General features: G+C 62.3%; 10 protein-coding genes. 9 read left to right on the forward strand and 1 reads right to left on the reverse strand.

Annotated elements, in window-relative coordinates:
- Positions 1-84 precede the first annotated feature (84 nt).
- Positions 85-1,974 carry a phosphomethylpyrimidine synthase ThiC gene (thiC, locus tag LIY36_RS10115; protein ID WP_192298267.1) on the forward strand — a complete coding sequence of 630 codons (1,890 nt, stop codon included), beginning with the start codon at positions 85-87 and terminating at the stop codon, positions 1,972-1,974.
- 145 nt (positions 1,975-2,119) lie between these two features.
- Complete coding sequence (gene cytX / locus LIY36_RS10120; protein ID WP_226455591.1) at positions 2,120-3,409, forward strand: putative hydroxymethylpyrimidine transporter CytX; 1,290 nt, start codon at positions 2,120-2,122, stop codon at positions 3,407-3,409.
- On the opposite strand, the gene LIY36_RS10125 is transcribed toward cytX, so the two are convergent.
- On the reverse strand, positions 3,378-4,124 hold the full coding sequence (locus LIY36_RS10125) for an RsiV family protein (protein WP_192298266.1): 747 nt from the start codon (positions 4,122-4,124) through the stop codon (positions 3,378-3,380). The two genes, cytX and LIY36_RS10125, sit on opposite strands and share 32 nt — an antisense overlap.
- A gap of 191 nt (positions 4,125-4,315) precedes the next feature.
- On the opposite strand from LIY36_RS10125, the gene LIY36_RS10130 reads away from it, so the two are divergent.
- From LIY36_RS10130 to parC, 7 genes are all read left to right on the forward strand, one after another.
- Positions 4,316-4,933, forward strand: coding sequence for an NUDIX domain-containing protein (locus tag LIY36_RS10130; protein ID WP_192298265.1), 618 nt, complete (start codon positions 4,316-4,318; stop codon positions 4,931-4,933).
- Entirely contained in the window at positions 4,924-5,373 is a 450-nt protein-coding gene (locus tag LIY36_RS10135) for a DUF1249 domain-containing protein (RefSeq protein ID WP_017734937.1), read from the forward strand. Before LIY36_RS10130 ends, LIY36_RS10135 begins: the two co-directional genes overlap by 10 nt.
- Before the next feature lie 97 nt (positions 5,374-5,470).
- On the forward strand, positions 5,471-6,286 hold the full coding sequence (gene cpdA / locus LIY36_RS10140) for a 3',5'-cyclic-AMP phosphodiesterase (RefSeq protein ID WP_192298264.1): 816 nt from the start codon (positions 5,471-5,473) through the stop codon (positions 6,284-6,286).
- 192 nt (positions 6,287-6,478) lie between these two features.
- A complete protein-coding gene (locus tag LIY36_RS10145; protein ID WP_226455592.1) occupies positions 6,479-7,087 on the forward strand; it encodes a YqiA/YcfP family alpha/beta fold hydrolase in 609 nt (202 codons plus the stop codon).
- A 45-nt stretch (positions 7,088-7,132) separates the two neighbouring features.
- A complete protein-coding gene (gene parE, locus LIY36_RS10150) occupies positions 7,133-9,040 on the forward strand; it encodes a DNA topoisomerase IV subunit B (protein WP_192298262.1) in 1,908 nt (635 codons plus the stop codon).
- The gene (locus LIY36_RS10155; protein WP_226455593.1) at positions 9,040-10,035 is read left to right on the forward strand and encodes an esterase-like activity of phytase family protein; all 996 of its coding nucleotides are present in this window, start codon (positions 9,040-9,042) and stop codon (positions 10,033-10,035) included. Before parE ends, LIY36_RS10155 begins: the two co-directional genes overlap by 1 nt.
- Positions 10,036-10,105: 70 nt before the next feature.
- On the forward strand, positions 10,106-12,370 hold the full coding sequence (parC, locus tag LIY36_RS10160) for a DNA topoisomerase IV subunit A (protein ID WP_226455594.1): 2,265 nt from the start codon (positions 10,106-10,108) through the stop codon (positions 12,368-12,370).
- Positions 12,371-12,393: the final 23 nt, after the last annotated feature.

Here is a 12,393-nt window from a genome sequence, read left to right on the forward strand (position 1 = left end):
CAGCACTGGTTCCAGTGCGTCCGTCCGTCACAGGTTCGCTCCGACAAAAATCCACCGCCTGGATAAAGAGTTGGAGAGCCCGTGATGAGTACAAAACCAAAAAACACCGTGCACCTGAGTGAATCGGCCAAGGTTGATTCCGGCTCCGTGCAACCCTTTACCCGCTCGCAGAAAATCTACGTACAGGGCTCCCGCCCGGACATCCGCGTGCCGATGCGCGAGATCAGCCTGGACGTGACCCCCACCGATTTCGGCGGTGAGATCAACGCGCCGGTCACCGTCTACGACACCTCCGGCCCCTACACCGACCCCAACGTGATCATCGATGTGCGCAAAGGCCTGGGCGACGTGCGCTCGCCGTGGATCGAAGTGCGTGGCGACACCGAACGCCTGCCGGGCCTCAGCTCGCACTTCGGCCAACAGCGCCTCAGCGATGCCGAGCTGACCGCACTGCGCTTCGCCCACGTGAAGAACCCACGCCGCGCCAAGGCCGGCGCCAACGTTACGCAGATGCACTACGCGCGCAAAGGCATCATCACCGCCGAGATGGAGTACGTTGCCATCCGCGAAAACATGAAGCTCGAAGAAGCCCGCGCCACTGGCCTGCTCGACCAGCAACACGCCGGCCACAGTTTCGGCGCCAGCGTGCCGAAGATCATCACGCCTGAGTTCGTGCGCGAAGAAATCGCCCGTGGCCGCGCGATCATCCCGGCCAACATCAACCACACCGAACTGGAACCGATGATCATCGGCCGTAACTTCCTGGTGAAGATCAACGGCAACATCGGCAACAGCGCCCTGGGTTCGTCCATCGAAGAAGAAGTGGCGAAACTGACCTGGGGCATTCGCTGGGGTTCGGACACCGTGATGGACTTGTCCACCGGTAAGCACATCCACGAAACCCGCGAGTGGATCATCCGCAACTCGCCAGTACCAATCGGCACCGTGCCGATCTACCAGGCCCTGGAAAAAGTTGGCGGTGCCGCCGAGGACCTGACCTGGGAGCTGTTCCGCGACACCCTGGTGGAGCAGGCCGAGCAAGGCGTCGATTACTTCACCATCCACGCCGGCGTGTTGCTGCGCTACGTGCCGCTGACCGCCAAGCGTGTCACTGGCATCGTCTCCCGTGGCGGCTCGATCATGGCCAAGTGGTGCCTGGCGCACCACAAAGAGAACTTCACCTACACGCATTTCGACGAAATCTGCGAAATCATGAAGGCCTATGACGTCAGCTTCTCCCTCGGCGACGGCCTGCGCCCAGGCTCGATTGCCGATGCCAACGATGCCGCGCAATTCGGCGAGCTGGAAACCCTTGGCGAGCTGACCAAGACCGCCTGGAAGCACGACGTGCAAACCATGATCGAAGGCCCTGGCCACGTGCCGATGCAGTTGATCAAGGAGAACATGGACAAGCAGCTCGAATGCTGCGACGAAGCGCCGTTCTACACCCTCGGCCCGCTGACCACCGACATTGCGCCGGGTTACGACCACATCACCTCGGGCATCGGTGCGGCGATGATCGGCTGGTTCGGCTGCGCGATGCTTTGCTACGTCACGCCGAAGGAGCACTTGGGCCTGCCGAACAAGGATGACGTGAAGACCGGGATCATCACCTACAAGATCGCCGCGCATGCGGCTGACCTCGCGAAAGGCCATCCGGGCGCGCAGATCCGTGATAACGCCCTGAGCAAGGCGCGCTTCGAATTCCGTTGGGAGGACCAGTTCAACCTCGGCCTGGACCCGGACACCGCGCGTTCGTACCACGATGAAACGCTGCCGAAGGATTCGGCCAAGGTCGCGCATTTCTGCTCGATGTGCGGGCCGAAGTTCTGCTCGATGAAGATTACCCAGGAAGTGCGTGAGTACGCGGCCAACCAGCGCATTGACGCGGTGGATGTGGAGGTGGCCAAGGGCTTGGCGGAGCAGGCCGAGCGGTTCAAGCAGGAAGGTAGCCAGTTGTACAAGAAGGTCTGATCCGGGATTGGAGGTGCCTGTACCGGCCTCTTCGCGAGCAAGCCCGCTCCCACATTTTGAATGTATTCACAGTTCAAAATGTGGGAGCGGGCTTGCTCGCGAAAGCAATCTCCCAAACAAAAAATGCCCCTCAGAGATAACACCCTTGAGCATTCAACCGAGTACCTACTCCCCTGATATAGCCGTGCCGAGCGACAAACGAGTCTTCGGCGCCCGCGACTTGTTCTCCCTGTGGTTCTCCCTCGGCATCGGCCTGATGGTCCTGCAAACCGGCGCCTTGCTCGCACCGGGCCTGGGCCTGTCCGGCTCGCTGCTGGCGATCTTCCTCGGCACCCTGGTTGGCGTGTTGCTGCTGGCCGCCGTCGGCGTGATCGGTAGCGACACCGGCCTGTCTGCCATGGCCGCGCTGAAACTCAGCCTCGGCGCCAAGGGCGCGAGCCTGCCGGCGTTGCTCAACCTGCTGCAACTGATCGGCTGGGGCTCGTTCGAAATCATCGTGATGCGCGACGCCGCCAGCCTGTTGGGTACGCGGGCGTTCAGCGAAGGCAGCCTGCTGGCCAGTCCGTTGTTGTGGACGCTGTTTTTCGGTGGCCTGGCGACCTTGCTGGCCGTCAGTGGGCCGCTGACCTTTGTGCGCCAGATCCTGCGCAAATGGGGCATCTGGCTGCTGCTCGCCGCATGCCTGTGGCTGACCTGGAACCTGTTCGCCAAGGCCGATCTTGGCGCACTGTGGGCCCAGGCCGGCGATGGCTCGATGCCGTTTGCGGTGGGTTTCGACATTGCCATCGCCATGCCGCTGTCGTGGCTGCCGCTGATTGCCGATTACTCACGCTTCGGCAAGCGCGCCAAAAGCGTATTCGGCGGCACCGCGCTGGGCTTTTTCATCGGTAATTTCTGGCTGATGAGCCTGGGCGTGGCCTACACCCTGGCGTTTGCGCCAAGCGCTGAAGTGAATGCGCTGCTGTTGGCCTTGGCCGGTGCGGGCCTGGGGATTCCGCTGTTGCTGATCCTGCTGGATGAGTCGGAAAACGCCTTTGCCGATATTCACTCGGCGGCGGTGTCCAGCGGCATCCTATTGCGCCTGAAAGTCGAGCACCTGGCCCTGGCGATTGGCGTGATCTGTACGCTGATCGCCTGCTTCGCGCCTTTGGCCCAGTACCAGAATTTCCTGCTGCTGATCGGTTCGGTGTTTGCGCCGCTGTTCGGCGTGGTGCTGGTGGATCACTTCATTCTGCGCCGTCGTGGCCCGGGTCTGGTCGCCGCTCTGCGTTGGCCGGCGCTGCTGGCGTGGTTGGGGGGCATCGGCACTTACCACCTGCTGGCCAACCTGTATCCGGATCTCGGCGCAACCCTGCCGGCGCTGCTGCTGGCAGGGCTGTTGCAGTTCATCCTCGGGCGCGTGTTCAGCGGCGCGCAGGCACCCATTCAGGCTTGAGGATACCGTCCAGGCGCGAGTAGGGGATTTGCAACTCGACGTGGCCCAGGGCGTAAGGCGCGATGGTGGAGGTGGGGTACTTGAGGATCACCCCACCGTAGGTCAGTGCCACGTTCGGGGTTTTCTGGAAGGGGTAGGTCTTCACGAACTCCGGTTCCAGGCTCAGGCGGGTGCTGATCAGCCAGCTGTTGTGGGCCACCTGGGCGGCTTTCCAGAACGCGTCCTCTTTGCCGGGCAGCAGCATGTCGGTCAACGTCAGGGCCTTTTGTTGCTGGCGCGAATAGTTGATGAACCCGCGGCCCGGCTCGCCGTGGGTAACGCCCTGGTCCAGGTAGCTGGACAGCTCGATGATCACCAAGCCGTCATGCTGCTCACGTACCTTGGCCTGCAAGTACATGCTGTTGCGCGGCGCGGCGGTGCGCAGGAATTGCTCGCGATAGGTCTCAAGGCTGGTCGGCAGCGGGTCGTTCGCGTTGGTGCGGGTCATTTCCAGCAGGCGCTGTTCGATCAGGGCGTCCAGCTTGGGCTCCTTGGCGAAGTGCACGGTGTCGATGTTCACCAGTGGGCAATCGGCGCTGGCACAACCGGCCTGGCTTTGCTCGGTGGTGTCGCGGGTGGCTTCCAGCGGCGTGCGCCAGCTGGGTTGGAACAGGCTTTGACAGGCGCCGAGGGTCAGTGCGATGCAGGCCACGGAGGCGATTTTTAAAAGCGACATGGATGTCCTTCGTCTATCGATAAGAGCGAAATTGTGCAGGTTCGACTACCGGCATGGCCGTCAGTTCGCCACTAAGCTGAATAGAGTGAGTTTGACGTTCGCCGTCTATCCCGGCAACTGGAAAGGGGCTGCACCAACGGGCGCGAGCGCGTTAGGATGGCGCGAATTGCACAGGCTTAACGAGGCAGGATATGACGGATACAGCGAAATCGACGCCGAGCGCGGTCGAGATTGTTCAGCGCGACAATGCCTATCAGGGCTTCTACAAGCTTGATCGGGTGCAATTGCGCCATGAAAAATTCGACGGTGGCATGAGCCGTGTGATCAACCGCGAAGTTTTCGTTCGTCATGACGCCGTGTGTGTATTGCCCTACGACCCCCAGCGCGACGAAGTGGTGTTGATCGAACAGTTCCGCGTCGGCGCCCTGGGCCGTACCGACAACCCCTGGCTGATCGAGATGGTCGCCGGCCTGATCGACAAGGATGAGGAGCCGGAGGAGGTTGCACACCGCGAAGCCGAGGAGGAAGCTGGGCTGACATTCTCCGCGCTGTGGCCGATCACCAAATATTTCCCATCGCCTGGCGGCAGTACCGAATTTGTCCACTTGTTCCTGGGCCGTTGCGACAGCTCGGGCGCCGGTGGCGTCCATGGACTGGAAGAAGAGGCAGAAGACATCCGCGTCACCGTCTGGGCTTTTGAAGACGCCCTGCAAGCGGTGCGCGACGGCAGGATTTCCAACGCAGCCAGCATCATCGCCCTGCAATGGCTTGCGCTTAATCGCGCGGAAGTGAGGGGGTTATGGCAGTAAAGGCACGGGAACGTTATCGCGTCGACCTGATCGGGCTGCAAGCAGCCTGCGAGGCCAACTATGCGCGGTTGATGCGTCTGCTCCCCGACATGCGCCACGCCCCGGCGGCCAGGCGCATCGGCGTGACCCATGGCGACCAGATGCTTGGCGTGCTGACCCTGGAAGTCATCGTCAATTGCCCGTACACCACTACCCTGCGCGTGCGCCAGGAGCACAGCCTGCCGTGGCTGCCGGTGCCGCAACTGGAAGTGCAGGTGTACCACGACGCACGCATGGCCGAAGTGATCAGCGCCGAACATGCGCGGCGCTTTCGCAGCATCTACCCTTACCCGAACGTGTTCATGCACCAGCCCGATGAGAAAGCACAGCTCAATGTGTTCCTCGGTGAATGGTTGAGTCACTGCCTGGCCCTGGGCCATGAGTTCGAAGCGGTGCGGTAGATGTGAACTGCGTCTGCTTCCCCTGGTTTCCTCTTTGTGTCCTGCCCAGCATAATCACGCCAACTGTCCATTCCTGTGATTGCCTTGGGAGAGCGCCTTGCCGAGCGTATCCACCGTGAACCCCGATGCGCCGGCGCTGCTGGTGCAACTGTCCGACAGCCACCTGTTTGCCGAGGCCGACGGCACGCTGCTGGGCATGAACACCCGTGAAAGCCTGCAACAGGTGATCGCGTTGGTGCGCACGCAACAACCGCAGATCGACCTGATGCTGGCCACTGGCGATCTGTCCCAGGACGGTACGCTGGCGTCGTACCAGCAATTTCGCGACATGACCCGGCAGATCGATGCGCCGGCACGCTGGATTCCCGGCAACCATGACGAACCCCAGATCATGGCCCACGCTGCCGTGCACAGTGATCTGTTGGAACCGGTGGTCGATGTCGGCCACTGGCGCATCATCCTGCTGGACTCCGCCGTGCCGGGCTCGGTGCCCGGTTACTTGCAGGATCAGCAACTGCAACTGCTCGTCCAGGCGTTGAGTGAAGCGCCGAATCGCCATCATTTGGTGTGTTTCCACCATCACCCGGTGTCCATTGGCTGTGCCTGGATGGAGCCCATCGGCCTGCGCAATCCCGACGCGCTGTTTGCCGTGCTGGATCGCTTCCCGCAGGTCAAGGCAGTGCTCTGGGGGCATGTGCACCAGGAAATCGACCGCGAGCGCAACGGCGTGCGGTTGTTGGCCTCGCCGTCGACCTGCATCCAGTTCGCGCCGGGCAGCGAGGATTTCCAGGTCAGCGAGCAGGCGCCGGGGTATCGCTGGTTGCGACTGCATGCCGACGGGCGGTTGGAAACTGGCGTAGAGCGGGTCCAGGACTTCGAATTTACGGTGGATTACGGCAGCAACGGCTATTAAAAGCTGCAAACACTGATCATAAATGTGGGAGCTGGCTTGCCTGCGATAGCGGTCTGCCAGCAATCAATGTGTGGCTGATACACCGCTGTCGCAGGCAAGCCAGCTCCCACATTGGTTCTTCTTATGTCCTGTAGATACCACCCCGATCCCTGTAAACTGCGCCTCTTTGGCCCAAGTCACGGAGAGCCCGGCATGTCCGCTTCGATCCTGTATATCCACGGTTTCAACAGCGCGCCGGCGTCCAACAAGGCCAGCCAGTTGATCACCGTGATGGACGCCCTCGGCCTGGCCGACCAGTTGCGTGTGCCGGCCCTGCATCACCACCCGCGTCAGGCAATTCCCCAACTGGAAGCGGGGATCGCTGAACTGGGGCGGCCACTGCTGGTCGGCAGCTCACTCGGCGGCTACTATGCAACCCATCTTGCCGAACGCCATGGCCTCAAGGCGCTGCTGGTCAACCCGGCGATCAGCCCCCATCGGATGTTCGACGGTTACCTGGGCACCCAGAAGAACCTCTACACCGATGAAACCTGGGAATTGACCCACGACCACGTCGCGGCCCTGGCCGAGCTGGAAGTGGCGGCGCCCCAGGACGCCGTGCGTTACCAGGTGTGGTTGCAGACCGGCGATGAAACGCTGGACTACCGCCTCGCCCAACAGTATTACCGTGCCTGCGCCTTGCGCATCCAGGCCGGTGGCGACCATGGTTACCAGGGGTTCGCCAGGCAATTGCCGGCGTTGTTGAGCTTTGCCGGGATTGGCGCAGATCAGTATCAATCCTTCGATTTTTCGTCATTGTAAAAATCGCAGGTCATTTTTTAATCGAACGACTCACGACGAGACACCATGGCCACTCCCAGCGCTAGCTCTTATAACGCCGACGCCATCGAAGTCCTCTCGGGCCTCGACCCGGTGCGCAAACGCCCCGGCATGTACACCGACACCAGCCGGCCGAACCACCTTGCCCAGGAAGTCATCGACAACAGCGTCGACGAAGCCCTGGCCGGTCACGCCAAGTCGGTACATGTCATTCTCCACGCTGACCACTCCCTGGAAGTGTCCGACGACGGCCGCGGCATGCCGGTGGACATTCACCCGGAAGAGGGTGTGCCAGGCGTCGAGCTGATCCTCACCAAGCTCCATGCGGGCGGCAAGTTCTCCAACAAGAACTACCAGTTCTCCGGCGGCCTGCACGGCGTGGGCATTTCGGTGGTCAACGCCCTGTCCACGCTGGTGCGGGTCAGGGTCAAGCGCGATGGCAACGAATACGAGATGACCTTCGCCGATGGCTACAAGGCCACCGACCTGGCCGTCATCGGCACCGTCGGCAAGCGCAACACCGGCACCAGCGTGTACTTCGCGCCGGACCCGAAATACTTCGATTCGCCGAAATTCTCCATCAGCCGCCTCAAGCACGTGCTCAAGGCCAAGGCCGTACTGTGCCCGGGCCTGCTCGTCACCTTTGAAGACAAAGGCACCGGCGAGAAGGTCGAGTGGCACTATGAAGACGGCCTGCGCTCCTACCTGGAAGACTCCGTCAGCGATTTCGAACGCCTGCCCAACGAGCCGTTCTGCGGCAGCCTGGCCGGTAATAAAGAAGCCGTCGACTGGGCGCTGTTGTGGCTGCCCGAAGGCGGCGACAGCGTGCAGGAAAGCTACGTCAACCTGATCCCCACGGCGCAGGGCGGCACCCACGTCAACGGTTTGCGCCAGGGTTTGCTGGATGCCATGCGCGAATTCTGCGAGTACCGCAGCCTGCTGCCGCGCGGCGTGAAGCTGGCGCCGGAAGACGTGTGGGAGCGCATCGCGTTCGTGCTGTCGATGAAGATGCAGGAGCCACAGTTCTCCGGCCAGACCAAGGAGCGCCTGTCGTCCCGCGAGGCGGCCGCGTTTGTCTCCGGCGTGGTCAAGGATGCCTTCAGCCTGTGGCTCAACGAACACCCTGAACTCGGCCTGGCCTTGGCCGAACTGGCGATCAACAACGCCGGCCGTCGCTTGAAGGCCAGCAAGAAGGTCGAGCGCAAACGCATCACCGCCGGCCCGGCACTGCCGGGCAAACTGGCCGATTGCGCCGGGCAAGACCCGATGCGCTCCGAACTGTTCCTGGTGGAAGGTGATTCCGCAGGCGGTTCCGCCAAGCAAGCGCGGGATAAAGAGTTCCAGGCGATCCTGCCGTTGCGCGGCAAGATCCTCAATACCTGGGAAGTCGATGGCAGCGAAGTCCTCGCCAGCCAGGAAGTGCACAACATCGCCGTGGCCATCGGCGTCGATCCCGGCGCGGCGGACATGAGCCAACTGCGCTACGGCAAGATCTGTATCCTCGCCGACGCCGACTCCGACGGCCTGCACATCGCTACCTTGCTGTGCGCGCTGTTCGTGCAGCACTTCCGTCCGTTGGTGGATGCCGGTCACGTCTATGTCGCCATGCCGCCGCTGTACCGGATCGACTTGGGCAAAGAGATTTTCTACGCCCTCGACGAAGCCGAGCGCGATGGCATCCTCGACCGCCTGGTGGCCGAGAAGAAGCGCGGCAAGCCGCAGGTCACGCGATTCAAAGGCCTGGGTGAGATGAACCCGCCGCAGCTGCGCGAAACCACTATGGACCCGAACACCCGGCGCCTGGTGCAGCTGACCCTGGGCGATGACTTCGCCGCGACGTCGGAAATGATGGACATGCTGCTGGCGAAGAAACGCGCGCCAGACCGCAAGTCCTGGCTGGAATCCAAGGGCAACCTCGCCGAGGTCCTGGGCTGATGCGCACAGGTTTCGCCCTGGCGATCCTGGTGTTGAGCGGGTTGGCGGCTGCCTCGGTGGCTGCTGCGCCCGTGGCTGAACTCAAGTTGGTATCCGAACACCCGGTAGACGGCATGCGCGGCGGCAACCTGTCGGGCCTTGCGTTGTGTGGCAAGGAGCTGTGGACCGTTTCTGATCGCGACGACGACCAGATCTATCGCCTGGACATCAGCGCGCCGACCTGGAAGGCCGAGACGGTGAAGATCGACGTGCCGCCGGTGCCGGAGTCCGGTTTGCCTTGGGGGCTGCGTTCGCGCACCAAGGCCGCGTCGTTCATTCGCGGTGGCGACCTGGATTTTGAAGGCATCAGTTGCGACGCCGCGGGCAACCGCTACATTGTCAGCGAAGCCCATGCTGCGGTGCTGCAAGTGCCGGCCAGTGGGGCGCCCGAGTGGTTGCGGATCGCCCCGGGCATGGTGCGCGAGGCGCGGGCCAGTGGCCTATTGCTGCACTTCAATGCGTTGTTTGAAGGCTTGGCGATAAATCCTGAAGGCAATCAGATTTGGCTCGCGGCCGAGCGCGAGCGGCGCGGCCTAATCTCGATCAAGCGTCCGCAAAGCCTGTGGGATTGCGACGGCCCGTGTGTGTTGCTGAGCGAGGCCGGCCAGGAAGTGCAGCCCGCCCAGTTCTCCAATGCCAAGGCGGTGTCCAAGGACTTTTCCGACCTGGCGCTCTTCAATGGCAAGCTGTTTACCCTTGAGCGCAATGCGTTCCAGATCTGCCGGCGCGATGCGGTCACGGCCAAAGTCGAGCTGTGCTGGTCGTTTGCCGACGAGACCCTGACCCCAGCGCGGCGCTACCCTCAGGCCTTTGGCCTGGCCGAAGCGCTGGTGGTGGATGCCGACGGTGCCTGGTTGGGCATCGACAACAACTTCGGCCCGCGTGCCGATGGTGAAAAACGCCCGGTGGTTTATCGTTTCGCCGCCCCGGCCGGTGGCTGGAGTGCCCAGCCATGATTTTTGATTATTTTGAATTGACCCGGCGCCGCGGCATTTCCGCTGTGCCTTACCCAATGATGAGGCCCGCATGAGTGACATCCTCGCAGACAGCTTAGATGGCGTAGAACGCCGTTCGCTGGCTGACTTCACCGAAAATGCCTACCTCAACTACTCCATGTACGTGATCATGGACCGTGCCTTGCCGCATATCGGCGACGGCCTGAAGCCCGTACAGCGGCGCATCATTTACGCCATGAGTGAGTTGGGCCTGGACGCTGACTCCAAACACAAGAAGTCGGCGCGTACCGTCGGTGACGTGCTCGGTAAGTTCCACCCCCACGGCGATTCGGCCTGCTATGAAGCCATGGTGCTGATGGCCCAGCCGTTCAGCTACCGCTATACGCTGGTGGACGGCCAGGGTAACTGGGGTGCGCCGGATGATCCGAAGTCGTTCGCCGCCATGCGATACACCGAGGCACGTTTGTCGCGTTACTCGGAAGTATTGCTCAGCGAACTGGGGCAGGGCACCGCCGACTGGGGCCCGAACTTTGACGGTACCCTCGACGAACCCCTGGTATTGCCGGCACGTTTGCCGAATATCCTCCTCAATGGCACCACCGGCATCGCCGTGGGCATGGCCACCGACGTGCCGCCGCACAACCTGCGCGAAGTCGCCACGGCCTGCGTGCGCCTGCTCGATGAGCCAAAGGCCACGGTCGAGCAGCTCTGCGAGCATATCCAGGGCCCGGACTACCCGACCGAAGCGGAAATCATCACGCCGCGCGCCGACCTGCTGAAGATGTACGAAACCGGCAAGGGCTCGGTGCGCATGCGCGCCGTGTACCACGTCGAAGATGGCGACATCATTGTCACCGCGTTGCCGCACCAGGTGTCCGGCGCCAAGGTGCTGGAGCAGATCGCGGCGCTGATGCAGGCCAAACCGTCGAAGCTGCCGCAGGTTGCCGACCTGCGTGACGAGTCCGACCACGAAAACCCATGCCGTATCGTGATCATTCCGACCAACAGCCGGGTCGACCATGAAGTGCTGATGCAGCATCTGTTTGCCAGCACCGACCTGGAGTCGAGCTACCGGGTCAACGTCAACATCATCGGCCTGGACGGCAAGCCGCAGCTGAAAAACCTGCGCAACCTTCTGGTGGAGTGGCTGGAGTTCCGCGTGCAGACCGTGCGTCGCCGCCTGCAATTCCGCCTCGACAAGGTCGAGCGCCGCCTGCACCTGTTGGATGGCTTGCTGATTGCCTATCTCAATCTGGATCGGGTGATCCACATCATCCGTACTGCCGAACATCCCAAGGCAGAGCTGATCGCCGAGTTCCAACTGAGCGAGATCCAGGCCGATTACATCCTTGATACTCGCTTGCGCCAGTTGGCACGCCTGGAAGAAATGAAGCTGCGCGACGAACAGGACGCGCTGCTCAAGGAACAAGCCAAGCTGCAAGCCCTTCTGGGCAGTGAAGCCAAGCTGAAGAAGCTGGTGCGCACCGAGCTGATCAAAGACGCCGAAACCTATGGCGACGACCGCCGCTCGCCCATCGTGCAGCGCGCTGAAGCCAAGGCGCTGACAGAGACCGAGCTGCTGCCAAACGAGAAGATTACCGTCGTTCTGTCGGAAAAGGGTTGGGTTCGCTCCGCCAAGGGGCATGATATTGACGCCACCGGCCTGTCGTACAAAGCCGGTGACGGCTTCAAGACCGCTGCGGCTGGGCGTTCCAACCAGTTTGCGGTGTTTATCGACTCGACCGGGCGCAGTTATTCGGTGCCGGCCCACACCTTGCCGTCTGCTCGGGGCCAGGGCGAGCCGCTGACCGGGCGTCTGACGCCGCCGCCAGGGGCGAATTTCGAGTGTGTGCTGCTGCCGGAGGATAATGCGCTGTACGTGATCGCGTCCGACGCGGGTTACGGTTTCGTGGTCAAGGGTGAAGACCTGCAGGCCAAGAACAAGGCGGGCAAGGCGTTGTTGAGCCTGCCGAACAACGCCAAGGTGATCCTGCCGCGACCGGTGGACGATCGTGAGAGCAACTGGCTGGCGTCGGTGACCACCGAAGGCCGCCTGTTGGTGTTCAAGATCAGCGACCTGCCGCAGCTGGGCAAAGGCAAGGGCAACAAGATCATCGGGATTCCTGGCGAGCGAGTGGCCAGTCGCGAAGAGTACGTGACCGACATCGCGGTGATTCCGGAGGGCGCGACGCTGGTGCTGCAAGCCGGCAAGCGCACGCTGTCGCTGCGCCCTGACGACCTTGAGCACTACAAAGGCGAGCGCGGCCGGCGCGGTAACAAACTGCCACGGGGCTTCCAGCGGGTGGATGCTTTACTGGTGGAAGCGCCGGTTTAACGCGCATTAGAGCCCTCGATCTA

Source organism: Pseudomonas sp. AF03-9 (assembly GCF_020515815.1).
GTDB lineage: Bacteria > Pseudomonadota > Gammaproteobacteria > Pseudomonadales > Pseudomonadaceae > Aquipseudomonas.